Below are 26,917 nucleotides of genomic sequence, written 5' to 3' on the forward strand. Positions count from 1 at the left end.
GAGAATGGGAGATGGATATATACTTATTAATCGTCACGTTACTTGCAATTGCGATTGTTATTTTAGGGGTATCATGGTGGAAATGGCATGCATTTATTAGTTTAACAGTTGCGAGTTTGTTTTTAGCTATCATGTCTGGACTGAACTTAACGAAAATAGTGACTGCCTATGAAACTGGTGTTGGTAGTGTACTAGGGCATTTAGTTGGTATTTTAGCTCTCGGAACAATTTTAGGGAAAATGATGTCCGATTCAGGGGCCGGCATGCAAGTGGCAGATTTCTTTATTCGATTTTTCGGTGTAAAGAAACTACCTTGGGCTATGTTATTTGCAGGATTTGTTATAGGGATTCCAGTGTTTTTTGAAGTGGGGATCGTCATTTTATTACCACTTGTTATTTCCATTCGAAAAACGACGAAGCAAAATATATTATTAATTGCGTTACCTGTCATTGCAGGATTATCTATTGTTCACGGGCTCGTGCCTCCGCATCCAGGGGCGATGACAGCAATCGGTATTTATAACGCGAACTTAGGAAAGGTACTTTTATATTCATTAATTATCGCGTTACCAACAGCCATTATCGCAGGACCGATATTTGCAAAGTGGGTACATAAAAGGGTTATACCTGAAAATGAACCAGAGCTTATTCGAGTTACGACTGTCTCAACTGATTTGCCAAGTCGTAAAGTTTCATTCTTTATTATTTTACTACCAGTTGTATTGATGATTTTATCAGTAGTTGCACCATATATTTCATTACCGAAAAAATTAACTGAATTTTTCGTGTTTATAGGAAGTCCAGTAATCGCCTTACTTATTTCATGTTTCGCAGCATTTTATTTACTTGGTATCAAACAAGGTATTAATAAAAAGATGATTAAAAAATTAACAGATGAAAGTTTATTGCCTGTCGGTTCTATTATTTTAATAATTGGTGCAGGCGGTGGATTTAAACAAATATTAATTGAAAGCGGCGTTGGAACAGCTATTGCACAAATGGCAGAACATATTTCGTTATCACCAATCGTATTAGCTTTCATGGTAGCTGGTTTAATTCGAATTGCAACAGGTTCAGCTACAGTAGCATTAACGACAGCAGCAGGGATTGTTTCACCAGTTATTCAGCACATGTCTGGTGTGAATTTAGAGCTTCTCGTTATTGCAACCGGTGCAGGTTCATTAATGTTTTCTCACGTAAATGATGCAGGGTTCTGGCTTGTAAAAGAGTATTTAGGTTTGACGGTGAAGGAAACGTTTAAAACGTGGACGGTACTCGAGACATTGTTATCATTTATTGCATTTGGTTTTGCTCTTTTGTTGAATATGTTTCTTTAGGAGAGGAGATCAGATTTAAACGAATAAAACCTACAGAGGAAATGTAATTTCTCTGTAGGTTTTATTCGTTTTTTGTGCTTTCTATTACTTAATGGAACGGACATACTGATCTTCTCCATCGTCTTTGACAAAGACTCCTAGCTCATTCAAATCTTTGCGTAAATGCTTCTTTTTTTTAGAGTTTCCTTCTCGAAGGGCATTGCGTCTTTCATACAAAATAGTATTTATGCTTTTATTAAATCGCTCATCCTCTAATTTCCATAAGCTATACTCATGTTTATAAGGATCTTGTTCCACCCAGGGGAAGCCGTGCATTAAGAAAGTATCTTTAATTTTGCTTGGGGTAATGTCAGATGTTTCACGTAACCATTCTCGGTCTTCTTGATCAATGATAACCACTTGACGCTTATCTACAAAAACGGCTTTTACATTTAATCTGGTGATTTGTTTCTTTTGATCGTCCTTATTCACGTGAATGCTTTCCGAAGTAATGTTCATTTTTAAAGCTTCACTATAAATAATTAAAGAAAATAAAATTCCTGCAATAACACCAATTAGCATGAGGATAATAGGAAGCCAGAAGGGATTAATAAAATTTAAAAGTTCTATAATTTTTGAATCAGAAAAGAGAGGAATCTTTTTTATAATCTCTATTAATTTAGGTGAAAAATATCCAATAATTCCTAAAAGGATTGGGCTTACTATAGCAAGTAATTTTTCTAAAAAACCTAATCCAATGACAGATGCCTTTTTCATGTGTAGTTCATCCTTTCATATATATTTTTTTAATCAAGGCATGTTTTAAACAGTGAGTTTCTTCACCATTTTTATGAGCTCATCTGAGTAATTTTCTATGGATATAGATGAATTTGCCTTCAGCATTCTTTCTTCGATTGCTCCTAAAATAAATGAAGCTAATGTGTCGGTTTGGAAAGAATCGGAAAACACGCCATTTTGTTGACCAGTCTTCAAAATATCTAATAACATCGTTCTAAGAGCATCCTCCTCTTCGTCGTCTTCGATTCTGTAATAAGGAACGTTCTCTTCATTTCTTGCATTAAAGACAATCTCAATTAAGGCAATATTATTTTTGTAATGAGTTTCTTGATAAGCCAAATGCGCTTCAATAAAAGCCTCTAGTTTATTTATTTCAGATTGAGCTAATAGCACTCGATTACTAATAAATTCATGTTGCTTGGCAACTAAAAATTGTAATGTGCGATTCATAAGGTAAAGCTTATCATTAAAATGATAAGAAATAAGTCCGGTACTAATCTTAGCCTTTTTTGCTACCTTCGTTAAGCTTAAGTTGTTATATCCAACCTCTTCTAATGTATCAATACATGCAAGAATAATTTGTTCACGCCTAGCCTCTGCAATAAAAGAATCAGTCACGCTATTCAACTCCTAATTTATATGATTTGAATGTATAATCAAAAAATTGATTGGTCATTCAATTAAATATTAGTAAGAAATTAAGAGTATGTCAAATGTTTTATGCTTACATCTGGATAAGGCTCATTCGCTTTTTAATAAAGCCCAATTCCTAAAACAAGCCCGTTTTTAGGTAAGCCAAGCTTCTTATTCGCCCTGAAAACATAATATAAATGGAATCCCCTCATTTAGAGCAAGGTGAACTTGTTATGAATGATACTAAAGGAGGAATAGGGTAATGAGCGAAAAGTGTGAACACAGACATGATGATTGTAACCGCAGACATGGTTGCGGAGGCGGTTTTGCGCTTCTAATCGTATTGTTTATTTTATTAATTATCATCGGTGCTAGCTGCTTCGGCGGAGGCGGCGGTTGTGGTTATGGTGGTTACGGCGGTTATGCTGGCGGCTACGGCGGATATTGCTGCTAATTATTAAAAACTATTGAAAATAGCCTTGTGCATATTGCACAAGGCTATTTTATTCATATTTTTATATGCTGTGATAATTTATTAATGTAAAGAGAACGGATTAAGAAGAAGAAAATGATCTCGATAATCCCGAAAAAGGTGAGTACGATACATGTCTCTTTTAATAAGGAGAAAGAAAACATGCTTTGTAAAAACTTAACTGCAAATAATGTGTGAACACCAGCAACGACATAAGGAACGAAAAATAAAATTCCTAATTGAATCGTTGCAGAGCGAAACATTTCTGATTCAGTTAAGCCAAGCTTTGTAATCGTAATATACTTTTGTCTTTCAGTTGTTAAGTCATTATACATACGGAAATATAAAACACTAGCTGCTCCGATAAAGAAAATAAAGCCGAGAAATGCCCAAATAAAGAATTGAGCGACTGCATTTCCTTTACTATGAACGAGTTCATCCGTAGCTGTATAAATATAAAATGGTTTAATGAAATCTTCTTCATTTTTATGTGCTTCATACAAGGTTTCTGCATCATGATTTAAGCTTTTTAATATATTTTTTGTTGGGACAATTGCATTTTCCCAATTTTCCACGAAGTAGTTATAGACTGTAATTGTTTCAATATGAGGAATCATATTTTCAATTACTTCATCTTGCATCACAATTAAGTGAGGTAATGCAAAGGGAGGCTCAATTCCTCTATTAATAAAACCTTTAATTTGAAATTCCTTTTTATTAGAGCCAAGTGTAATCGTGTTCTGCTTCGCAAATGGGTTAGACACGAGATTTAATAACACTGGTGAATAGCGAGAAATATTATAAACTTGTGAAGAATCGAGAGTGATTTTTGGTCTGTTTAATTGCTGTGCTATTGCGTTATAATCACTCATTTTCATAATGGCAATTGATTCTTTTGAAGCTGTATCTTTTAAAACGGTAAATTTATATTTGTCATATTGAAAATTAGCATTTGTAAGTTCAGTTTCAATCGTAGTAATATGCTTTTGTTCAAATGCATTAACACCTTCTGATGTATAGGTGAATGGTATTGGATATCGTTCTAGTATGGGTGCTTTCGTATTATTGTTTGCAGCAAATAACCCGATAATAATTGTAAATGCAAGTGCAGATAGCATAGAAACAATAAAGAGTACATTAATATTACTGCGTGTACGAGAAACTAAATCTGAAATCCATAACATATTTATTTGTTTTAAATAAAACTTTCTTCGTTTCTTTAAAATATAGATAAAGAGAAGAAATGTTTGTGAAAAAAATAAATACGTCCCAACTACTACAAGCGGTAAAATAGATAGCATAATTAAGAATACAGATCCATTTTGTGCATTTTTTTCCGTTATGTAGCCTTGCGGATAACCAGCAATATAATAGCATAGTCCTAAACAAGTTAAAGCAAATAGTGAAATCAGTATAGATGGTTTTTTTTCGCTCTTCTCTTTGTTAACGCCCTTAATAAGCTTCGTTGTTTTTCGAGTACGAATAAACATTGGTGTAAATGTAGAAACGATTAAAAATAAGATGATAAACGTTACGGTTGTAACGATAATCGCTTCTGTTGGCCAATATAAATAGAGACCTTTCGCGTTTGTTAATTTCGAAGTGACTAATAAGAAAAAGTTAGAAAATACAAGTCCACCTTGAATGCCGATAAAGATAGACAATATCCCGATTATCATATTTTCAGTAAATAACAGTCTCTTTAATTGTCTCTGTGAGATACCGAGAATGGTGAGTATCCCGAATTGCTGCTTCCGTACATTTAAAAATGTTCCAATTGAATATAAGAGAAAGAAGAACGAGAACATAACAATCACAAGCTGTGCTGTACTAGCTAAGTTCATTAGAGGATCACGTTCTTGGAAACTTTGTACACTTTGTAACCGCGGGTGATACGCGTATACAGTAAATGAAAAGAAAACCATGATAGAAAACGCACTACTTACAAAGTAGGCGAAATATGCTTTCGAATTACGTGAGACATTTTTAAATGCGAATTGCCAAAATGTCATCCACGTCTTCCTCCTAATAATGCTAAAACATCTAATATTTCTTGATAAAATTTCTCACGGTACAATCCGCGGTGTAGTTCATTGTAAAGCTCTCCATCTTTAATGAAAATAACACGGTTACAATAACTTGCTGCAAACGGATCATGGGTAACCATTAAAATCGTTGCATCTTCTTCTTTATTTAATTTCGTAAATAGCTCCATTACGTCAATTGCCGCTTTTGAATCTAAGTTTCCTGTCGGTTCATCGGCAAGTAGAAGTGAAGGATGATGAATGACAGCACGTGCTACTGCGGTACGCTGTGCTTGTCCCCCGGAAACTTCAAAAATACGCTTGTCCAAAATATGATCAATTCCAAGCTTTTTTGAAATGTTATCAAGCTTTTCATCCATTTCTTTTAATGGAACATTATCTAATGTTAAAGGTAGTACGATATTTTCACCGATTGTTAGTGTATCTAGTAGGTTAAAGTTTTGGAAAACAAATCCTAACTCTTGGCGGCGGAAAATAGCTAACTTCTCTCTACGAAATGTGTGCGGTTTTTTTCCGTTAATCACGACATCACCAGAAGTCGGAGAATCGATTGTAGAGATAACGTTTAAAAATGTAGATTTCCCGCTACCAGATGGTCCCATAATGGCAACGAATTCACCTTTATCCACGTGTAAATTTATATTTTTTAAAGCAGTATGAGGGACTTTTCCCTCATATACTTTTGAGACGTTTTTTATGTGTAATACTTCTTCCATAGTAATCACCTTTCTACTTTTTAAAACTTAATGTGTTGTGATAATTTTTGCATATAAAAGGAACGAATTAAAAGGAAAAATAAAATTTCAACTGTTCCAAAAATCATAAGTACGACTGTAATTTCAGCGAAGAACGAGAGATGTAATATTTCTTGTAGCATCTTTGTCGCAAACATCGTATGGATTGATGCCATAATGTAAGGCACGAAGAAAAGAATCGCAAGCTGAATTGTCGCTGAACGTTTCATTTCAGTCTCAGTTAAGCCAATTTTCGTAATCGTTATATATTTTTCTTGCTCATTTGTTAAATCTGTATACATTCGGAAGTAAAGAACACTACCAGCACCGATAAAGAAAATAACACCTAAGAAAGTACCAATTAAGAAGAATGAGGCAACATTTAGTTTTTTCTTATATAGAGAATCGCTCGCTTCACTTGCATGGAAAGGTGGGTGCTCTGCTTGAATAGCTGCATTATCGTTATGGATTTTTGTTATAAACGATGAACCGATATTATGTGCTTTTTCCCAATCTGTAACTTTGAAGTTATATACACTCATTTGTTTGGAAACTGTGGATAAGGCTTCTACATTTTCATCAGATAGTATGAGTAATTGGTATATTAAGCTGTTTGGGAATGGGCTATAACTTTTATATTCTTTCACTTGTAGTTGTAAATTGTTTTGAGTAAGTGTAAGAGTATTTTTCTTTTCTTCATTGTGAAGTGTTCCAATAACTTGATCATCTAAGTCTTTCATAAGAATATAAGATTCATTCTTATTTACCGTGAGTTTTTCCAAATTTAATGCTTTAGCAAGTACATTATAGTCACTTTGTTTAATTGCGTAATAGAGCTGCGTGTTATCTTCAGCTGAAGATACCTCATATATATCCGTTTTAAATTTTGTATAAGTAAAGTGCCCTTCATTAAATTTCTGCTCTAACCAGTTTAAATGTTCATCAGCTAATGTATTTTCAGTATGCGATAAATACGTAAACGGGAAAGGGTTTTGTCTAATTGCATCAAACTTTGTAAATTTCCCAAAACCGTATAAGAATGTAATCATTGTAAAAGCGAGTGTTGATAGCATCGCTACAATAAAGAGCATGTTAATGTTTGTCCGAATGCGCGCTGCTAAATCCGAAATCCAAAGCATATTAATTCGTTTCATATAAAACGTTCTTCGCGTTTTTAAAATACGAATAAGTAAAAAACTAATTTGTGAAAAGAAAAAGTATGTTCCAGCTGCAATAAGCGATGGGATGACAAATATACTAGAGACGGCGTATAAAAGCCCAATGATGTCACCTAGCGACATAAAATACAACGGATTTGCGGCTAACGCATATCCACATATTAAACACGTCGCACCAAATAGAGAGATGAGCACGGATGCTTTTCTTTCTTTTTGTTGTGTTCCTTCTTTTAAAAGACGTACGGCTTTTCTCGTACGAATGAGCATCGGTGTAAAAGATGATACGAGAATGAAGAGCCCAAGAAAGATGATGATAGTTAAAACGATAGCACTTGTAGGCGGATATAAATATAAACCAGGTACGTGTGTAATTTTGGCGGTAACTAATAAAAAGAACTGTGAAAAGACAACTCCAAGTTGAATGCCAAAAAATATAGAAAGAGCACCAATTAACATATTTTCTATAAATATGAGTCGCTTTAATTGTTTTTGAGATATGCCAAGTACTGTTAAAATCCCGAACTGTTTTTTTCGTACTTTTAAAAAGGTCCCGATTGAATACAGTAAAAAGAAAAATGAAAAGAACACAATGACAACTTCTGAAATTGTCATTAATATGTTCAGAGAATAATTCACGTCTGTCATATGCAATTTAGGATGAAATAAATAAACTGCAAATGAGAAAAAGATTGCGATGGAGAACGCACTGCTTACAAAATAGGCGAAATAAGCTCTGGCGTTCCGCGTCACGTTTTTAAATGCAAACTGCCAAAATGTCATTTGCCTAGCCTCCTAGTAGGATGAAGAGGAAAAGGATATAAGAAATACCCTTTCCCCCTACTAAATACATGCATAAAATTTAACCATTTGTATACTCTGATAACTTTTGCATGTAAAAGGAACGAATGAATAAGAAAAAGACGATTTCAACTACGCCAAAAATAATAAGAACAGCTGAAATTTCTTTGAATAGTGATAAGGCAATTACGTCTTGAAGCATTTTTGTTGCGAACATTGTATGAATGGACGCCATAACGTACGGAACGAAAAATAAAATGCTAAGTTGAATGGTTGCAGATCTTTTCATCTCTGCACCTGTTACCCCAATTTTTGAAATTGCTACATACTTTTCTTGTTCGTTCGTTAAATCTGTATACATTCGGAAGTAAAGAACGCTCCCTGCTCCAATAAAGAAAATGACACCTAAGAATGTCCCGATTAGGAAGTACGCGGCACTACCAGATGTGATTCTGTATAATGAACCTGCTGATTCATAGGAGCGAATAAGAGGGCCTTCGTATTGGAATTTCTGTCGATCTCTTTGTATTTTTTTCATAAAATCATCAGCAATTTCATAAGTCTTTTCCCAATTTTGTACGTTATAATTGTACGCTGTTACGTGTTTTGTTGTATTTGGTAAGTTGTTTACAACAGCGTCAGGTAAAATTAAAGTTTGGTATGAAAAGTTAGATGGAATGGCCCCTACTTGTTCATAGCCCTTTACTTGTAATTGCGTATTTGTACTAGAAAGTGTAATAGACTTTCTATTGTAGCTTGGCTCAAATTCGCTGAATAAGGTTACATAAGCGCTACCTGTTAAGACATATGCTTCATTATCTTTCATGAATAGTTGTTTCATTTGCAGGGAAGCTGCGAGTTTATTATAGTCACTTTGTTTTATTGCGTATATGTCATTATAAGCTGTTATGCCTTCATCTTCTTTCAGTGGTGTTTCATATAAATCAGCTTTTATTTTTTTATAAGAGAAATTCTCTTTTCGTAATTGTTGTTCAAGCCAATTTAAATGATCATTCACAAAAGGATTTGCGTCATAAGAAAAATAAGAGAATGGAAAAGGTGAACTTCGCGTAACCTCTAGCTTTGTAAAGTTTCCGACTCCATATAGAAACGTAATCATTGTGAAAGCAATTGTAGATAGCATCGCTACAATAAACAGCATATTAATATTCGTTCGGATGCGGCTTGCTAAATCCGAAATCCACAGCATATTAATCCGTTTCATATAAAACTTTCTTCTTTTCTTTAAAATATAAATAAGTAAGAAACTAATTTGAGAAAAGAAAAAATATGTTCCGATTGTAACGAGCGTTGGAATGACGAAAATACTTGAAACCATATATATAACGCCTACTTGCGAGTTTATTGAGAAGAAATATTTAGGGTTTCCAGCTAAAATATAACCACCTAATAAACAGATAGCACCAAATAGAGAGATAAATATGGATGGTTTTCTTTCCTTTTGTTTCCTACCATTAGTTTTTAAAAGGTTTACTGTCTTTTTCGTACGAATTAGCATGGGTGTAAATGAAGATACAACGATAAAGAGACCAAGAAACACAATCATTGTTAAAATGAAAGCATTCGTAGGGATATATAAATATATCCCTGGTAGATGTGTAATTTTCGCTGTTACTAATAAGAAAAACTGCGAGAAGACAAGTCCAAACTGCATGCCGAAAAAGATAGATAAAATACCAATTAACATATTTTCAGTGAAAATGAGCCGATGTAATTGCTTTTTTGATATACCTAAAACGGTTAACACACCAAATTGCTTTTTCCGAACTTTTAAAAACGATCCGATTGAATAAAGTAGAAAGAAGAACGAGAACAAGACAATGATAACTTCTGAAAATATCATTAATCCTGAAATTTCAGAGGTCATGTCAAAGTTTTGTAATTTCGGATGGAATAAGTAAACAGCAAACGAAAAGAACACAGCAATGGAAAAGGAGCTACTTACAAAGTAAGCAAAATAAGCTCTTGAGTTGCGCGTGACGTTTTTAAATGCAAATTGCCAAAATGTCATAGATTATACCTCCGGCTAGAAGATATAGAAGTAGTTGTATTGCAAAAAATGTATGAGAGTGAGTTCTCATACATTTTGCTTGCATATGTTACGATCATGCTTCGGTCACCTTCTCCGTATGTTCTGCTTGATTATTTGCAGCGTTGTGGAAGATGATTTTAATCGTCGTTCCTTTACCAACTTCAGAATCTAGTTTGACAGAGTGACCTAAATAATCACAAATTTTACTTACAATATAAAGGCCCATACCAGTAGATTCTCCGAATGCGCGACCGTTTTTCCCAGTGTAAAATGGTTCAAATACTCTTCGAATATCTTCTTGTGGAATACCAACACCTTCATCGCGAACTTCTAAAATAATATCTTTTCCGTTTCGGTAAGCAGATAAGAATACTTTCTTTCCGCGTTCCCCAGAGTAACGAACAGCATTTGTCATTAACTGATAGATGATAAATTTTAGCCATTTCGCATCAGAAGCAACTTTTAAATCAGAATGGACTTCTAAAACAGGGAAGACACCATTACGAATGAATAGTTCTTTTAATCCGTTAATATTTTTTGTTACCGTATCTTTTAATGAAATCGTCTCGACATGGAAATCTTCATGGAAGTTATTTAACCTAGCCATGTATAAAGCCATATCAAGTCCTTGGTTTAGACGCTCTAATTCTTTTTTAAACTTTGGAATTAAATGCTCGTCTTCCATTTCTAGCACCATAAGCTGCATAACAGAAACAGGTGTCTTCATTTGATGTACCCAATGGTTAATGAATAATTGATGTTCTTGTTGTTTTACTTCATACGATTGTAGTTCTTTTTGGAATAGACGGTACTGCGTACGTACGAGTTCATTGACACCGTGAGGCATCGGAGCAGTTGCTCTTTCAATAAACGCATCTTCCATTTTTTCTGGTTGCTCACTTAATCTATGGTACATTCTACGATTGCGAACGTAACGATAAGCGAGGAAACAAATAAATAAGTATAAACTTAAAACGACGAAGTAAAATTTATTATTTTGAAATCCGTCTACTGCATCATAAAGAACGAAAATGATACCGAAGTTTAATACGTACAGTAGAAAAAATGCAAAATGATCACGTAAAAATAGCTTCATGCTTATTCACTCCAAGTTGCGTTAAAGCGATATCCAAGTCCACGTACTGTTTCAATAGAGTTCTCAATGCCAAGCTCATTAAACTTTTTACGAAGACGTGTAATGTTTACGTTTAATGTATTTTCCTCAACGAAACTTTCGTCATCCCAAAGCGCAGCTAATAAATCTTCACGGCTCGCTGTACGAGGGAATTTAGATAATAACATTTCTGCTAAAATTGCCTCTTTCTTCGTTAAAAGAACTTGTTCAGATCCAAAATGAATTTCTGGACGTTCAGGGAATAGTTTTAAACCTTCAACTTCAACGATACGTTCAGAAATATTTGGTGCATAATCACCGTAAATACGGCGTAATTGTCCTTTAATTTTTGCCATTACAACGTCGTAGTGGAATGGTTTTGTAATGTAATCATCCGCACCGCTTTCAATTGCCATAATTTGTTCCATCTCACCAGCACGCGCTGAAATGAAAATAATTGGACAAGTAGATTCATGACGAATTTGACGGCACCAGTAGAAACCATCGAATTTCGGTAAGTTTACATCAAGTAAAACAAGATGTGGTTTCACTGCGTTAAACGATTCCATAATATCATCGAAATTCTCCGCTACCACAGCCTCATAACCGTACTTCTGAATGTGAGATTGCAGTAATGATGAAATATTTGGATCGTCTTCAACGATTAAAATTTTATACATATGTATATTCCTCCTCAAAAAAACAATTGTAGCTATAGTGTATCATGTGTTTCAAGTCTTTTCATTATGTTGAAAGATAAGCTAGTAAACAGTATAGGTTAAAAGTGAGAAAAGTAAAAAGGGCGCTGGATGAAATTGACAAATAACGGTAATTGGTTTAATATTTAGATAAATATCTAAATGTCTAATTATCGAAAGGAAGAAAGACATTGAATCAAGCATTCAAAGCATTAGCAGATCCAACAAGGCGAAAAATTTTAGACTTATTAAAAGAAGGCGATCTAACCGCTGGTGAGATTGCTGAACATTTCAATATGACAAAACCAAGTATTTCACACCACTTAAATGCACTTAAAAATGCTGAACTTATTCAAGATGAAAAGAAAGGGCAATTCGTTATGTACTCTTTAAACACAACGGTCTTTCAAGATTTATTGACTTGGGTGTTTACATTTACGAATAAGGGGGAAGAGGGGAAATGAAAAAGCATATATTTCCGTTATTGTTAATTGCTTTAACGATTATTGCATGGTGCACTGCATGGCCGTATTTACCAGGGGAAGTTCCGAGTCATTGGAACATTGATGGCGAAGTAAATGGGCATATGTCAAAAATAGGAATGATGATTTTTGATGTAGCAATTATGTTTTTTATATATGCATTAGTAACTGTATTGCCTAAGATAGATCCAAGGTACGAGAACTATAAAAAATTTCCTAAAGCACTTGGAAGGATTAATGGAGCAATTTTATTTTTCTTATTTACTATTAATATGATGACACTAGCAAATGCTTTAGGGTATAACGTTCCAATTGGAATTGCTGTGAACATAATGGTAGGTATCCTTTTTGTAGTACTCGGCAATTATATGCAGCAATGTAAACCGAACTTCTTCATGGGAATTAAAACACCGTGGACGTTAAGTAGTGAGGAAGTGTGGAGAAAAACACATCGGTTAGGATCAAAGATTATGATGATTGGCGGTATTGTAATTATGATTTCGGCATTTCTACCGGGAATGTGGAAAATTATTAGTTTGTTAAGTGTTGTTGCTGTATTGGTTGTTGGTACGATGGTATATTCATATGTTGCTTATAAAAAAGAACTAAAAATGTAAACAAAGCTGCTTTTCCTTTCATGGAAAAGCAGCTTTATTTTTTATTTCTTCAAAACCGGTATCCAAATTTCACTTTTAAAGTTTGGAGAAGATATATCTTTCTGTTCATTCCACAATATTTCCGGTCCTTCCGCTAGTTCATAGTTCGAAGAAGGGAACCATTCAGAATAAATACGCCCCCACACATTTTGTAATGCATCAGGAAATAGACCGACAGCTTCAAATATAGCCCATGTTGAAGCTGCGACTTCAAGTTGCGCGAATTGCTCTGGACAATCCTTTGTTGTGGCTACTCCAATATAGTGATCAAGTTCTCCTTTTTCCTCCATTCTTCCTTCAGAAAAATTAGTAGAAGCACTAATAATTCCAGTAGGTTCAATGTTCGAAAGGGATTTTAATGTTTGAATAGACTCTGGGTTTAAACTTTTCCACATAGAAGCAATTTCTTCATTTACACCGTTAAAAACGATTGGTACTCGTTTTGTAATACCTATAATTCGAAATGGCTCTTTTTCTTCAATTCGATAATTCATTTCATTTCCTCCTTGAATGGATAATTGGAAGGTCATTGGTGAATAAGCCTTCAAAGAATGGCTACTATTTCGGGCTTCTGAAGGTGTTATACCGTGCAAGTTTTGAAATGCACGAGCGAATGAATCTGGTGAGTTGTATCCATATTTTATAGCGATATCAATGACTTTTACATTGCTGTTTTTTAGTTCAAAGGCAGCGAGAGTAAGACGTCTACAGCGAATATAATCAGATAGTGATATACCTGCTAAAAACGAAAACATTCTTTTAAAGTGATACTCAGAACAAAGAGCTAGCCTCGCAACTTCTTTAAAATCAATTTCATTCGTAAGGTTATCTTCAATATAGCGCATTGCAGCATTCATATTTTTAAGTGAATCCATATTATGACCTCCTCTGTACATAGAATAGCAGGAACGAAATAGCTCCATCCGACATTTCGTGCACAACTTTGTAGGTGCATTTTTTACCTTACAAAATTGTAATGTTCCTGTAAGGAGAATGAATGGATGGTATGATATCCCAATGTTATAGTAACAAAGTACTTTAATTCATTACGTTAACTTTTTGATTTCTTTACTTATGTGCCTTACATAACTGTCATGTTTGTGTAAGAAACATCGATAGTGGCAAGAGTAGAGAGTGTATATAGTTGAAAATAGAGAATAGAAGAAATGAGGGATGTCGAGATGAAAACAGTATTAGAAGCAAAAAATATTGAAAAAGTATATGACACGGGTGGTAATAAATTTGCAGCGTTAAAAGGTATTAACTTACAAGTAAAAGAAGGTGAGTTCGTTGGAATTATGGGACCTTCTGGTTCTGGTAAGACGACTTTACTAAATGTTCTTTCTACAATTGATAATGCGACGAACGGTGAAATTTTAATTGATGGAAAAGATATTGTGAAAATGAATGATGATAAGTTAGCGTTATTCCGCCGCGATCATTTAGGCTTCATTTTCCAAGATTATAACTTATTAGATACGTTAACAGTGAAAGAGAATATTGCTTTACCACTTGCGTTATCAAAGGTGAAAGCGAGTGAGATTGATCGCCGCGTTCTTGAAATCTCAAAGAAATTTGGCATTGATCATATTTTAAGTCAGTTCCCATATCAAGTATCTGGTGGACAGAAGCAGCGCTGCGCAGCATCACGTGCAATCGTTACGAATCCAAGTATGATTTTCGGGGATGAGCCAACTGGAGCGCTTGATTCTAAATCTGCAACAGATTTACTTGAAAGTATGAAGTCATTAAATGAATATGATAACTCAACAATTTTAATGGTAACGCATGATGCATTTGCAGCAAGTTATTGTAAACGAGTTATTTTCATTAAAGATGGTGAACTATATAAAGAATTGCACCGTGGTGAATCAACGCGTAAACAGTTCTTCCAAAAAATTGTTGACGTAATGTCTTCTATTTCTGGAGGTATGGCTGATGACCTTATCTAGCATTGCCCTCCGCAACATACAGCGGAACTTTAAAGACTACTTTGTATATTTCGCATCTATGATTTTTAGTATCGTTATTTATTTTACATTTAAAGCACTGCAATATAATTCACAAATGGAAAAAGCAGCAGAAGCTTCTAAAAAGATTAGCGGAGCGTTCCAAGTTTCCAGTGTGATGCTTATCATTTTCGTAGCAGTGTTCATTATATATTCGAACGGATTCTTTACACGTAAACGTAAAAAAGAAGTTGGCTTGTATTCGTTATTAGGTATTCGTAAAAGACAAATTGGTAAAATGCTCTTTTATGAAAATATGTTAATGGGATTAATGTCATTAGTAATCGGGATTGCGATTGGTAGTGTCCTTTCGAAATTATTCCTTGAGTTATTAGTAAATATGATGGGATTAAATTTAAATGTTCATTTTGAAGTACCGATGGCTGCTATTATTGATACAGCAATTATTTTCTTTGTGATTATTTTATATACATCACTTCAAGGATATCGTTTAATTTATCGCTTTAAGTTAATTGAACTTTTCCGTGCAGAACGTGAAGGAGAAGCAATGCCAAAAGGATCTGTCATCATGGCATTAATTTCAGTTTTCTTGATCGGTTCAGGTTATTTTTTAGCGCTAATGTACATGAAAGCAGTTATGTATGCAGACTTTATGGTCGTTGCATTATATATTTTATTAGCGACAGTAGCAGGGACTTATTTACTGTTCATGTTCTTCACAGTATTTGTATTGAAACGTGCAAGAAATAATAAGTCAGCATTTTATAATGGTATGAATATGGTAACGACATCGCAGTTACTATATCGTATTAAAGGAAATGCGAAATCATTGGCGACAATCGCTATTTTAAGTGCAGTTACATTAACAGCGGTTGGTACGTCAGTTACGATGTATTACAATACATTTACGCAATCAAAAGTTGCTGCGCCGTATAGTTATTCCTATGAGAAAAAAGATGCAGCATTAGATAAAAAAGTAAATGAAATACTTGCTGGAGAGAAGAATAATCACCCAGTCACATATGAATCAGAAGTTGAAATGATTCCTGTGAAAGGAACATTTAAAGGTGAAAGAGCTGATCAAGTTCTGAACACACACTATAATGTTACGAATCAGTACCAGCTTATTTCTCAATCAAGCTTTAATAAACATGTGAAACATTTAGATGTAGAACCTGTAAATTTGAGTGCGAATGAAGCTTTCGTATATGATAGCTTATATATTGAGAAACTTGATTTTGGTCCTCTTTATACAGGAAATACAGCTGTATTCCCTGTTGGAAATGAGTCAAAAGAATTAAAAATTAAAGGTGTAAATAATAGAAGCCTTACAAATTTAAATGAACTATTTGTAATCGTTCCTGATAAAACATATGAGCAAGTGAAACAAGTAAACGAAACGCGTACTGTAAAAAATATTGATGTAAAAGGTGAGCGAAATAGTAAAGAGTTAACAGCAAAATTAGCAAGCATTATGCCAGCTGGAGAATCAGAAGTTTTAAAACCATTTAACGATTTCTATACAGGATTCCAAATGGGGCTTGAAACGACAGGCTTAATGATGTTTATTGGGTTATTCTTAGGATTAGTATTCCTATTAGCAACAGGCTCAATCATTTACTTTAAACAATTAACAGAAGCAAGTGCTGACCGTGATCGTTACATTGTCCTTCATAAAGTTGGTGTAACGAAGCAAGAAATGAAGAAAGCTATCGCAAAACAAGTAAGCTTTATCTTCGCTATTCCGTTAGTAATCGGTATTTTACACAGTTTATTTGCACTAAAAGGTTTATCAAATATATTACCATTTGAAATTATGATTCCTCTTCTCATTAGTATTGGAGTATACGGTGTCATCTATATTGGATATTACTTCTTAACGGTTCGTTCTTATTATAAGATCGTGAGTGCGAAGTAATAAGGGGCAGCTATCGCTACACGCGATAGCTGTTTTTTTTATTCTTCATAAAATCTTAAGAAACTTCCTCAATTTTTATTAAGAAACGATAGTTATACTTAGACACAAGTTAAAAACTATCGAACGAATGAGGAGAGGTTTACATGCAGCTCATTACATTTTTACATGAATTTATAAAGCATCCAAAACATACTGGTGCAATTGCGCCAAGTTCAAAAATATTAGCAAAGAAAATGGTCGATGTAATTGATTTTAATAAAGCGAAATGTATTGTAGAGTTAGGGCCTGGCACAGGGGTTTTTACGAAAGAGATTATGAAGAGAAAAAAGAAGGAAACGATATTTCTTCTTATTGAAATTAATGAAGTATTTTTCAAAGAATTAAAAAGAAAGTTTAAAGATGAGCAGAATGTCATTGTTGTACACGGTTCAGCTGAAAATATAAAGAAGTATATGGAGGAGCTCAATATAGAATGCATTGATTACGTTTTATCAGGGTTGCCTTTCACTTCTTTACCAGAAGAAGTTTCAAAGCGCATTTTAAATAATGCGATGGAAGCGATACATGAGAATGGTGAGTTCATTACATTTCAATATTCACTTGTGAAAAAAGGGTTTATACAGCATTTCTTCCCTGAAATTACACTAGAAAAAGTATGGCTCAATTTCCCGCCAGCCTACGTCTTTAGTTGCAAAAAAGAACTAAGGAGAGCATATGCATAATGGAATTACATGAATTATTATCTTATATTGAACAATACGGTTATTGGGCTTTATTTTTCTGTTTATGGTTAGGGATTATCGGTATGCCAATTCCAGATGAAATGATTGTTATGAGTGGTGGTTTCGTATCTTCAGTAGGTATATTAAGTGTTGTTCCTTCATTCGTATTAACATATTTAGGTGTTGTATCAGGGCTTTCTTTAGGATATATATTAGGGAAGGTTTTTGGAACGAAGGTACTCCATAAATTAATGAAAAAGAAAAAAGCGAAGTATTTGATGAAATCACAAGAAATGGTTGATAAATACGGACAGTACGCGTTAGTTACAAGCTATTTCATACCAGTTGTAAGACATATCGTACCGTATTTAGTTGGGATGAATAACATGTCATTTCGGATATATGCTTTGTATTCCTATACGACAGGATTTGTTTGGACACTCGTTTATTTTGTGCTCGGTTCTTTATTTGGACAACATATTGAAAGGATTGTAGCAGCTGCGATAGAGTATGGTTTGTATTTTGGCGGGAGTATTGCATTGATTGTGAGTGTGTTTTATTTTTACAGACAAAAAAGAAATACAGTGATGAGTAAATAAAGGAGGCGGCAGCCTCCTTTTATTATTAATATGGCTTTATTTATCGAAGTGCTGATGCAAAGCCCTGTGACATTAAGAAAAAGTTAAGAAACCGCACGAGTTTTTATTAAGAAATGCTCTCTATACTTAGAAAGGTCTTATAGAAAAACATAATGAAAGGCGGAATATAGATGAAAAGATTTATTTTAGGATCATTACTTGTCATCATAGCAGGAGCGGCATATTTGTTAAATGGGAGTGCTACAGTAGATTCCATGAATCCGTTTCTTAAATTAGAATATCGTTATGCGGTAATTGATAACGATGGAAAAGATTTAGGTGGAAATAAAGGCCGTGCATACACAGTGAACACATATGATAAGGATGGAAACGAAAAAGAGATAACAATTGATGGAGTGGATACATTGCAAAAAGGTTCCTACTGGCATGTAATTACGAGAGGAAAGTCTGTGCACGATAAGGTACAAATAGAAGAAGAAATAATTCCTGATGGCGCGAAGGTGAAGTTAGGATTGTAAGTATAAACCCGGTTCTAGATGAGAGAATCGGGTTTGTTATTTTATGGTAAAATGATAAAGGGGGAGGGCGAGAGGTATGCTACTCATTGTTAGCCTTATATTAATTGGGATTATGTGCAGTATGAGAATAGTATCCTTACATATGATAGAGCGACAAATGATAGAAGAGCGATATGTATATTGCCCAAAATGTGATGCGAAAATTAGAAAAGGGAATTCGGCTCCTTTTTGTTCGAAATGTAATTTAATATTTTAACTATATTAAATCCAAAATCAATTCTTATGATTTTGGATTTTTCTTTTTAAGAAAATATTAAGAAACCCCATTACTATTTGTTAAGAAAATGTATCTATACTGAATTCTGTTGCTTAAAGAGAACATCACGAATTATAACAGGAGGTACAAATAGATGAAAACAATGTTAGAAGCGAAAGGGATTTCGAAAATATATGATACGGGCGGGAATACGTTTGAAGCGTTGAAAGATATTCAACTGCAAGTGAAAGAAGGAGAGTTTGTCGGTATTATGGGACCGTCTGGTTCTGGTAAGACGACACTTTTGAATGTTCTTTCTACTATTGATACGGCTTCAAAAGGTGAGATTTTAATTGATGGAAAAGATATTGTGAAGATGAATGATGATGAATTGGCACTTTTTCGCCGTAATCATTTAGGATTTATTTTTCAAGATTATAACTTATTAGATACGTTAACAGTGCGAGAAAATATTGCATTGCCACTTGCTTTATCAAAGGTGAAGGCGAGAGAAGTAGAATCTCGCGTTGAGGAGATTGCAAAGAAGTTTGGGATAGATCATATTTTAAATCAGTATCCGTATGAAGCTTCAGGCGGACAAAAACAACGCTGCGCGGCATCAAGAGCGATTGTAACAAATCCAAGTATGATTTTTGGAGATGAGCCAACTGGTGCGCTTGATTCAAAGTCAGCGACGGATTTATTAGAAAGTATGAAGACATTAAATGAAAAAGATCTTGTAACGATTTTAATGGTAACGCATGATGCGTTTGCGGCAAGTTATTGTAAACGAGTTGTATTTATTAAAGATGGAAAGTTATATAAAGAATTACATCGCAAAGAGATGACAAGAAAACAGTTCTTCCAACAAATTATTGATATGATGTCTTCAATCTCTGGGGGTGCGACAAATGAGCTTATCTAGCATCGCCCTTCGTAATATAAAACGAAATTTTAAAGATTATTTTATATACTTTGCTTCCATGATTTTTAGCATCGTCATTTATTTTACGTTTAAGGCGCTTCAATACAATTCACAAATAAGTGAAGCTGGAGATAACATCGGCCGAGGATTCCAGCTTGCGAGTGTAATGCTTATTATTTTCGTTGCAATATTTATTATATATTCGAATGATTTCTTTACACGAAAGCGTAAGAAAGAAATAGGTGTTTATTCTTTACTTGGTATTCGAAAAAAAGAAATAGGTAAAATGCTTTTTTATGAAAACATGTTAATGGGTTTATTATCATTAGTAATCGGAATTGTAATTGGTAGTTTACTTTCAAAAGGATTCCTAAAGCTACTTTTAAATATGTTAGAGCTACATGTAAATGTTCATTTTGAAGTACCAGTTGGAGCGGTTATAGATACAACAGTTATTTTTTGTCTCATCATTTTATACACATCGTTTAAAGGATACCGCGTTATTTATCAATTTAAGTTAATCGAGCTATTCCGTGCAGATAACGAAGGCGAAGTCATGCCAAAAGGTTCGAAAATAATGGCTTTCATTTCTTTATTATTAATTGGATCAGGTTATTTCTTGTCAGTAACGGCTATAAAAAATGTGAGCGGTGATAACTTTATGCCCCTTGCACTTTACATTTTATTAGCGACAGTACTTGGAACGTATTTATTATTTATGTTCTTTACCGTTTTTGTATTAAAAAGAGTGCGAAATAAAAAATCCGCATTTTATAACGGAATGAAAATGGTTACGACGTCTCAGTTACTATACCGCATTAAAGGAAATGCAAAATCGTTAGCAACAATTGCCGTATTAAGCGCAGTAACGTTAACGGCGGTTGGAACTTCTGTAACGATGTATTACAACACATATATGCAGGCGAAGAAATATCATCCAGTTAGTTATTCTTATGAAAAGAAAGATATGGAATTAGATCGTAAAGTAAATGAGATTTTAAAAGAAGGACAGAATGAAGTCATTCATCAATATGAATTAGAGACGGTAAAAGTAGTAGGAGAATACGGTGATGGCACTTCATTACAATCAAGAACAACAGAACTTATCGCACAATCATCATTTAATACAATCGCAAAATATTTAAATGAAGAAACTTTAGATTTAAAGAAGAACGAATTGTATGCATTTGATGGCATGTACAGTGAAGGTAAGAGAGATAGTGGCGTATATAAAAATCGAAAAGCTACATTCCCAATTGAAGAAGTAGCACCAGTACAAGTGAAAGATGTACAAGCAAAAAACATTACAAACTTATATGAACTTCTAGTTGTCGTTCCGGATGAAGTGTATGAGCAAGCAAAGAAGACAATTGGCTCTCATACTGTGAAAAATATTGATGTGAAAGACGAAAGAAATAGTAAAGTGTTAACGGAGAAATTAAAGAAAGTAATATCGGAAGAAGATGCAGAAGGAAGAGAGCAATTCAGTGACTTCTATACAATATTCCGCAGCGGTATTGAAACGTCAGGGTTAATGATGTTTAGTGGTATATTCTTAGGACTTGTATTTTTACTTGCAACAGGCTCTATTATTTATTTCAAACAATTAACAGAAGCACATGCAGATCGTGAACGTTACATCGTTCTTCGAAAACTCGGTGTCACGAAAACAGAAATGAAAAAAGCCATTGCGAAGCAAATGAGATTTATCTTCTTTATTCCTTTAGTAGTTGGTATATTACACACTTTATTTGCGCTCAAAGGATTAGCGACAGTTATTCCGTATGAAATTGCAGTTCCGTTACTAATTAGCATCGGGGTGTATAGTGTTATTTATATTGGTTATTATTGCTTAACAGTTCGTTCTTATTTCAGGATTGTTAGTAAATGAAAATAAGGTATACAGTTTTTGAAAAAGCGAAAGAGAGCATAGTGAAAATTATGTTCTCTTTCGCTTTTTTTAGTTAAAATGAGGTGTGCATGAAAATGGTATTTAAATGGAGTGTTACATTTGGAAATTCTTATCATAGCAGGATGTTTATTAATTGGTATCACTTTAATCAGTTTCAGTATTTATCGATTTGTAAAAGAATTAAAAGAAAAAAATTCAAAGAGAGAGAAATGGAAAGTAGTAGCTGGAAATTTGATAGAGTTATTTAGTGATCCATTGCACGGAGCGCCATTCTATTTTTTAACTGGGGGTCTCTTTTTGGTAATCGGACTGTTATTTCTTTCTATGGGAATGGGCTGGCTTGAAATTGATTAAGGCGTATTAACAAAGATATTTCATAGTTGTATTGCGAAGAGGAGAGAGCAAATGCCGGTTATAAGAGATATACAATTGAGTTTTCTAAAAGTAAAAGAGCATACCAGAAACATAGAGGCATTACAGTTAACATCTACAAGCAACTACGATGAAGACATCTCTTTTGGTAAAGAGACGAGCAGTATTACTTCTTTATATTGTCGACATATGCCAAAGTTAAGAATGGATTATGAGAAAGGGATTTTGATTCATTGTGTGGATGATATTTCATTACTCGATGAGTGGGAGAAGAAATATAGAATTTTCCCTGAATATATGAATGTTTTTGTGGAGTATGAGAGTGTGAAGGGTTTTCCATATTTATCAGATAGAGAGAAAAAAGAATTAGCCCTTCAAATCGTTCATGTTGAAATGAAGCGTTTAGCTGTGAAATATGATTGGGATATAGAAGAGTTAGAAAAAGTGAAGAATAAGATACTAGAATTGAATTATAGAAACGAGTTCGTATATATAAAAAAGAGTAGTCCGAATAAAAAATACGTATGTAGTATAACATGTCAGCATGAAGTGGCTTATGCTGACGTGTACTTAGAAATAAGAGAGTATAGAACGAGGCGGTTAATCAAAAAGGAAAAGCTTATTAGAGAAGAAGATATGTATAAGATGTTTCATCATGTTAGTGAAGTGGCTTGGAAGTTAAATCATAAAGTGCTACTGATGAATGATAAAGGAAAAACTGTATGGATGTTAACCTTTTTAGAGAAAGATATCCCAGCTAATTTAGTTTGGAAGATTGAAAGAATAGATTGAAAATAGATGAGAATTGGAGTGCATATGATGGAGACACAAATCGTTATTGGAGTACCTGGTTTATGGAAAGATAGAACAGAATTAATACAAGAAGTTGTGAGTAAAAGTAACTATATATTAGCGGGAAATGTTATGCACCATAAGGAGAAAGAGATTGGCTTTGAAATTGATATATATGAACAAGACCCTTCTTTGAGAGAGGCTTTCTTCTATGCAGGTGGTGAGCGTTTTGATGAAGAATTGCTTCAGGAGTTGGAGAAGCATACTTATATAGTGTATGTTATTGCCAAAGTTGACGATAAAGAGAGATTACAAGAAGTAATTGATGTAGGAATGGAACTTTTAAATGCAGGGGGACTTGCTTTAAAAGTTGAAACAGCAGGTGTGGCTTATTCGAAAGAAGAATGGCAAGAGCTTGCAGAGAATAAGGAAATATTCCCGATGTATTCGCACCTTGTAACTTTAGTTGGAGATGAAGAGGACGGTTACTATTCATGTGGAATGCAAGCATTTAATCTACCAGACGTTGTTTTAGACGGAGGGATAGATCCGGAAGTAGCTGTAGATTTATTAAATGATTTTAACCTACATAATATATTGGAAAAACCTAATTTGAAAGATGGAGATACAATTAGTTTCACAGAAGATGCTCCAGTGTATCTTTTATCTCATTATATAGATAAGCGTTATGAACAAGAGGATCCATTTTATAATCCGTGTGGGGTATGGAAGTTAGAGAGTGCTTCGGCAAAGAAATCTATCTTTCAAAAATTGGGGAGTGTGCTAAAAGGATGGAAAAATACATAAAAGAACAGAGGAGTATATGTGATAAATATAAAGCGGAGTATGTAGAATCTCCGAATGACTTGAAATTAGGAATAGCGCAAAATGTGAAAGATGGTATCGCTCCGATTAATGGGTTACGAATGCCTATAGAAAACGGAACGACAGGTTGGTACATTTGGGCTGGTGAAGAAATGGGGACAGAAGAAGATTTCTTTCTTCCTTTACACGTTCAACATATTGATGAATGGGCACCTGAAATAAAGAAGTATTTAGGGTTACCACCTGGTTGGAGATTTTTAATTGCTGGAGATTACGAGGACGTGTGGTATGATCCGAATTTGTTTGATGAAGATTTAGAAGAGGATGCAGATGAATGGGAAGAAAATATGCTACAAGAGTATGGATGGTACATGCATAGCATATTAGCAGAAGATATTGATGGCATCCATGCTAATTATCATACACATGGTCTAAGAGATAACTTTAATCATCAAGATTTACAAATAGCATTAAATATGGATCCTGAAGTCGCGCATAGTGTTTTTTGTACCATAATAGAAGAAATAAAGAGCGGAAAAAAGTTTGAACAAGGGATTGAGTATACGAATATTATTGAAGGATATCCCATTATTATGAAGTCTTTCGTAGAGATGGATCGAGAAGTTTTGAGGGTTTTATTACCTGATGAAAGAGGGATTCTTCCTACGAGGCCAGAGTGTGATGAATGTTATAAGACTCAATTGGATGATATTGAGGAGAGTTGATAAAAAAGAGCTTGAAACTATTCAAGCTCTTTTTTTATGACTATTTATGTCCTAAAATATGTTCAATCTCATGCAAACTTAATTTACTTGCCTTAGCAATCGTTTCAAGTGGTATACCAAGATCATACATATTTTTAATCATTTGAATTTTCCCCTGTTGAATGCCTTTTTCAATACCTTTTTCAATGCCTTTTTTAATTCCTTGTTCCATTCCTCTTTTAATTCCTTCTGTCTCTGCATGGGCGAATTTAGCTGCTTCATCCATTAAAACTTTCTCCCTTGCGTCATAGGCTTGTCGGAAAGAAGAATCCTGACTCATACGTTCCCATTTATTTATTGCTTTTTGTAAAATAGGGTCTTGGTTCATAGCAATATCCTCCAATAGTTTAGTTAAGTGCTCATCCTCATTTGCTGAAAGCAATAAAAGCCAACGAACAAATGGATCTTTCCACGGATTTACTTTTTCTTCATGCCATTGTTCAGTTAACTTTGGAATTTCTATAATGTGGATTTCTATGTCTTCACTCAGGATTTTTTTTTGTTGTGTATTCCATAATACGCTCGTTGTATGGAAGGCTGGGTGTTCCGAAAACATTGCGAAGTTTAGTAAGTTTATGGTGATGGTTTTGTGAAGTGCACTGTAGGGCATCCCTTTTTGTAGTTGAGATGTGTATAGCCTTCCCCAATAATATAAACTGCGTTTAACCATATCGTGATTATTATTGAGTTGTATTTCTACATTAACTTTTGTTCCTGTGTCTAATGTCGCTGAAATGTCTAAAGTAGATAACTTATCCTCTTCATATTCCCTGTGTAAATGTGGATCTTCTAGTTGTAGAGAAGCAATGGGCGACTCTAAAGACTCTTGTAACATAGCATTTAAAAATGCAATTAGAATATCTTCGCTACCATTCGTACCAAACAATTGTTTAAATGCAAAATCAATGCGTAAATTAACTAACTGTTGGTTGAACAAAGTTTGTCCTCTCCCTTATATGAAGGTACTTCTTTCCTTCATTGTACATAAAAAGAACTAGAGTATGCAAACAAGCCATTCTTCTATTTTTTAGTAGTTTTATTAGAATGTCACAGGTAAGTATGGTTATGTTATACTCTAGTGAAATTAAAAAAATATTTTTGTTTATATCGGGGTGAAGATGATACATATGCAAAAGATATTTTAAAACTATTAGATAAAAAGCAAAGTAACTATGAATTTCCTGCCTTTGATAATGAATATATGGATATTTCGCAAGTGAAATTCTCTCTTTTCTTTAAAGATACTAAGGATTGGTTAATGGTGTTTCAACTTGTTGGTGTAGGTTCATTAGGTGTATGTAATGATATTCAAGTATATGGAGATAGAATTACTCATTCAATGGGTGATGATTGCATTTTACAATTAAATGATGGCAATTATGAGTTATTTAATGATGAAGGTGAATTTATGCCGAATATTTATAACGGCAGTTTAAAAATTCGTGAGCAGCATTTTGAATATGAATTTACAGAAGAGGATTATATAAATAATGGAATAGAAGTACAAACGACAGAGCATTATCCAACATACTTTATGCGTATGCTTGCTACTAATGAAGAAGTTAGAACATTATTATGGTGGAGTAAAGAAGAGATTTTAGAAGAGTTCGGTTTAGAAGGTAATTGGGAACTAGCGTATGAAACGGAAGAATGGAAACATGTTGAAGACGAAAAAGTAAGTGAAAATGAATTCTTCCAATCAGTAGCCGCTGCAATAGAGAAGAAAGATCCACGTATTATTGTGAAGAAGGATTCTAACACGCATTGGAGAAATTGGGTAGCGTTTGATTGTGACTGAAAAGGATAGGAGAAAGAATAATAAATGAAAAGAAGAAGAAAATCCGGAGAAAAAGTACAAATGCATCGTTTTGCACTACCTCTATGCTACGGAAGTGAAGCACCATATTATTATTACGAGGTAGCGCCCCATGAAAGAGAGGAACGCTTCCATTTAACATCAGAACTTTGCGTAATGGACGATGAGCATTACTTTATTAGAGGTTGTTTAGAGATTCCTATCATTGACTACCACGAAAACTTCATATGGACTGTTTGGGTATCACTTAGTAAAGAAAGTTATGATGAAGTATTAGAAAAGTGGGATGAGAGAGGCCGAGAAAATAGTGATCCTTATTTTGGGTGGTTATCTGTAGAAATGCCAGTTTATCCAGAAACATTAAATTTAAAAACAAATGTACATATAAGAGAAGTTGGAACGGCACCGTATGTTGAATTAGAGCCAACCGAGCATCCTTTAGCAATCGAACAAAGAAATGGAATTACTTTAGAGAGAGTTAAAGAAATACAAGAAATGATTCAAAGACATAGCTAGATTAGAAGAGAAAAAACGAGTGCTAGCACTCGTTT

At 34.1% G+C, this 26,917-nt stretch carries 28 protein-coding genes; 18 read left to right on the top strand and 10 right to left on the bottom strand.

Annotated elements, in window-relative coordinates; translation table 11 throughout:
- Positions 1–11: 11 nt before the first annotated feature.
- A complete protein-coding gene (gene gntP, locus IQ781_RS18755; RefSeq protein ID WP_000356166.1) occupies positions 12–1,337 on the top strand; it encodes a gluconate permease GntP in 1,326 nt (441 codons plus the stop codon).
- A gap of 84 nt (positions 1,338–1,421) precedes the next feature.
- Here the strand turns inward: gntP and IQ781_RS18760 are convergent, their stop codons facing one another.
- Together IQ781_RS18760 and IQ781_RS18765 are read right to left on the bottom strand one after the other, a co-directional pair.
- Complete coding sequence (locus IQ781_RS18760) at positions 1,422–2,093, bottom strand: YqeB family protein (protein WP_000710350.1); 672 nt, start codon at positions 2,091–2,093, stop codon at positions 1,422–1,424.
- Between the two features lie 45 nt (positions 2,094–2,138).
- The gene (locus tag IQ781_RS18765) at positions 2,139–2,732 is read right to left on the bottom strand and encodes a TetR/AcrR family transcriptional regulator (RefSeq protein ID WP_000132248.1); all 594 of its coding nucleotides are present in this window, start codon (positions 2,730–2,732) and stop codon (positions 2,139–2,141) included.
- 277 nt (positions 2,733–3,009) lie between these two features.
- On the opposite strand from IQ781_RS18765, the gene IQ781_RS18770 reads away from it, so the two are divergent.
- On the top strand, positions 3,010–3,201 hold the full coding sequence (locus tag IQ781_RS18770) for a YjcZ family sporulation protein (RefSeq protein WP_001290392.1): 192 nt from the start codon (positions 3,010–3,012) through the stop codon (positions 3,199–3,201).
- A gap of 53 nt (positions 3,202–3,254) precedes the next feature.
- Here the strand turns inward: IQ781_RS18770 and IQ781_RS18775 are convergent, their stop codons facing one another.
- The 6 genes from IQ781_RS18775 to IQ781_RS18800 all read right to left on the bottom strand — a co-directional run bounded on the left by IQ781_RS18775 (position 3,255) and on the right by IQ781_RS18800 (position 11,821).
- Positions 3,255–5,231 (bottom strand): FtsX-like permease family protein, encoded by a 1,977-nt coding sequence (locus tag IQ781_RS18775; RefSeq protein ID WP_000144951.1) that lies wholly within the window; start codon positions 5,229–5,231, stop codon positions 3,255–3,257.
- Positions 5,228–5,980 (bottom strand): ABC transporter ATP-binding protein, encoded by a 753-nt coding sequence (locus IQ781_RS18780; RefSeq protein WP_000393250.1) that lies wholly within the window; start codon positions 5,978–5,980, stop codon positions 5,228–5,230. The genes IQ781_RS18775 and IQ781_RS18780 overlap by 4 nt, the downstream gene beginning before the upstream one ends.
- A gap of 20 nt (positions 5,981–6,000) precedes the next feature.
- Positions 6,001–7,956 carry an ABC transporter permease gene (locus IQ781_RS18785; RefSeq protein ID WP_000145009.1) on the bottom strand — a complete coding sequence of 652 codons (1,956 nt, stop codon included), beginning with the start codon at positions 7,954–7,956 and terminating at the stop codon, positions 6,001–6,003.
- A 79-nt stretch (positions 7,957–8,035) separates the two neighbouring features.
- Positions 8,036–10,006 (bottom strand): FtsX-like permease family protein, encoded by a 1,971-nt coding sequence (locus IQ781_RS18790; protein ID WP_063220428.1) that lies wholly within the window; start codon positions 10,004–10,006, stop codon positions 8,036–8,038.
- Positions 10,007–10,100: 94 nt separating this feature from the next.
- Positions 10,101–11,123, bottom strand: a complete 1,023-nt coding sequence (locus IQ781_RS18795; protein WP_000765341.1) for a sensor histidine kinase — start codon at positions 11,121–11,123, stop codon at positions 10,101–10,103.
- A 2-nt stretch (positions 11,124–11,125) separates the two neighbouring features.
- Entirely contained in the window at positions 11,126–11,821 is a 696-nt protein-coding gene (locus IQ781_RS18800) for a response regulator transcription factor (protein WP_000276738.1), read from the bottom strand.
- Positions 11,822–12,030: 209 nt separating this feature from the next.
- Between IQ781_RS18800 and IQ781_RS18805 the strand changes: the two genes are divergently transcribed.
- Entirely contained in the window at positions 12,031–12,303 is a 273-nt protein-coding gene (locus IQ781_RS18805; RefSeq protein WP_001070523.1) for an autorepressor SdpR family transcription factor, read from the top strand.
- On the top strand, positions 12,300–12,938 hold the full coding sequence (locus tag IQ781_RS18810; RefSeq protein ID WP_065212175.1) for an SdpI family protein: 639 nt from the start codon (positions 12,300–12,302) through the stop codon (positions 12,936–12,938). The genes IQ781_RS18805 and IQ781_RS18810 overlap by 4 nt, the downstream gene beginning before the upstream one ends.
- A gap of 41 nt (positions 12,939–12,979) precedes the next feature.
- Here IQ781_RS18810 and IQ781_RS18815 read toward each other — a convergent pair whose 3' ends face one another.
- Positions 12,980–13,852 (bottom strand): AraC family transcriptional regulator, encoded by an 873-nt coding sequence (locus IQ781_RS18815; RefSeq protein WP_000377716.1) that lies wholly within the window; start codon positions 13,850–13,852, stop codon positions 12,980–12,982.
- 306 nt (positions 13,853–14,158) lie between these two features.
- Here IQ781_RS18815 and IQ781_RS18820 point away from each other — a divergent pair, with 306 nt between their 5' ends.
- The 12 genes from IQ781_RS18820 (at position 14,159) to IQ781_RS18875 (ending at position 24,511) form a co-directional block, all read left to right on the top strand.
- Entirely contained in the window at positions 14,159–14,929 is a 771-nt protein-coding gene (locus IQ781_RS18820; RefSeq protein WP_000859655.1) for an ABC transporter ATP-binding protein, read from the top strand.
- Positions 14,916–16,865 carry an ABC transporter permease gene (locus IQ781_RS18825; protein ID WP_000176150.1) on the top strand — a complete coding sequence of 650 codons (1,950 nt, stop codon included), beginning with the start codon at positions 14,916–14,918 and terminating at the stop codon, positions 16,863–16,865. Before IQ781_RS18820 ends, IQ781_RS18825 begins: the two co-directional genes overlap by 14 nt.
- Positions 16,866–17,008: 143 nt before the next feature.
- On the top strand, positions 17,009–17,587 hold the full coding sequence (locus tag IQ781_RS18830; protein WP_001176064.1) for a class I SAM-dependent methyltransferase: 579 nt from the start codon (positions 17,009–17,011) through the stop codon (positions 17,585–17,587).
- Positions 17,587–18,186 (top strand): DedA family protein, encoded by a 600-nt coding sequence (locus IQ781_RS18835; protein ID WP_000418943.1) that lies wholly within the window; start codon positions 17,587–17,589, stop codon positions 18,184–18,186. Before IQ781_RS18830 ends, IQ781_RS18835 begins: the two co-directional genes overlap by 1 nt.
- A 170-nt stretch (positions 18,187–18,356) precedes the next feature.
- Positions 18,357–18,704 (top strand): YxeA family protein, encoded by a 348-nt coding sequence (locus IQ781_RS18840; RefSeq protein WP_000819387.1) that lies wholly within the window; start codon positions 18,357–18,359, stop codon positions 18,702–18,704.
- Positions 18,705–18,780: 76 nt separating this feature from the next.
- A complete protein-coding gene (locus IQ781_RS18845; RefSeq protein ID WP_000924676.1) occupies positions 18,781–18,960 on the top strand; it encodes a hypothetical protein in 180 nt (59 codons plus the stop codon).
- Between the two features lie 154 nt (positions 18,961–19,114).
- Positions 19,115–19,885 carry an ABC transporter ATP-binding protein gene (locus IQ781_RS18850; protein ID WP_000855634.1) on the top strand — a complete coding sequence of 257 codons (771 nt, stop codon included), beginning with the start codon at positions 19,115–19,117 and terminating at the stop codon, positions 19,883–19,885.
- Positions 19,872–21,776 carry an ABC transporter permease gene (locus IQ781_RS18855; protein ID WP_000059435.1) on the top strand — a complete coding sequence of 635 codons (1,905 nt, stop codon included), beginning with the start codon at positions 19,872–19,874 and terminating at the stop codon, positions 21,774–21,776. Before IQ781_RS18850 ends, IQ781_RS18855 begins: the two co-directional genes overlap by 14 nt.
- A 120-nt stretch (positions 21,777–21,896) precedes the next feature.
- The gene (locus tag IQ781_RS18860; RefSeq protein ID WP_000404317.1) at positions 21,897–22,151 is read left to right on the top strand and encodes a hypothetical protein; all 255 of its coding nucleotides are present in this window, start codon (positions 21,897–21,899) and stop codon (positions 22,149–22,151) included.
- Between the two features lie 51 nt (positions 22,152–22,202).
- Positions 22,203–22,961 (top strand): hypothetical protein, encoded by a 759-nt coding sequence (locus tag IQ781_RS18865; protein ID WP_016125892.1) that lies wholly within the window; start codon positions 22,203–22,205, stop codon positions 22,959–22,961.
- Positions 22,962–22,988: 27 nt separating this feature from the next.
- Complete coding sequence (locus IQ781_RS18870) at positions 22,989–23,768, top strand: DUF4261 domain-containing protein (protein WP_000449847.1); 780 nt, start codon at positions 22,989–22,991, stop codon at positions 23,766–23,768.
- The gene (locus IQ781_RS18875) at positions 23,753–24,511 is read left to right on the top strand and encodes a DUF4262 domain-containing protein (protein WP_000417362.1); all 759 of its coding nucleotides are present in this window, start codon (positions 23,753–23,755) and stop codon (positions 24,509–24,511) included. The genes IQ781_RS18870 and IQ781_RS18875 overlap by 16 nt, the downstream gene beginning before the upstream one ends.
- A gap of 40 nt (positions 24,512–24,551) precedes the next feature.
- On the opposite strand, the gene IQ781_RS18880 is transcribed toward IQ781_RS18875, so the two are convergent.
- Positions 24,552–25,487 (bottom strand): Rpn family recombination-promoting nuclease/putative transposase, encoded by a 936-nt coding sequence (locus IQ781_RS18880; protein WP_139846823.1) that lies wholly within the window; start codon positions 25,485–25,487, stop codon positions 24,552–24,554.
- A 141-nt stretch (positions 25,488–25,628) separates the two neighbouring features.
- Here IQ781_RS18880 and IQ781_RS18885 point away from each other — a divergent pair, with 141 nt between their 5' ends.
- Positions 25,629–26,348, top strand: coding sequence for a DUF7003 family protein (locus IQ781_RS18885; protein WP_242808148.1), 720 nt, complete (start codon positions 25,629–25,631; stop codon positions 26,346–26,348).
- A gap of 24 nt (positions 26,349–26,372) precedes the next feature.
- Positions 26,373–26,882, top strand: coding sequence for a DUF2199 domain-containing protein (locus IQ781_RS18890; protein WP_000830214.1), 510 nt, complete (start codon positions 26,373–26,375; stop codon positions 26,880–26,882).
- Positions 26,883–26,917: the final 35 nt, after the last annotated feature.

The organism is Bacillus sp. N447-1 (assembly GCF_022701035.1).
GTDB classification, from domain to species: domain Bacteria; phylum Bacillota; class Bacilli; order Bacillales; family Bacillaceae_G; genus Bacillus_A; species Bacillus_A cereus.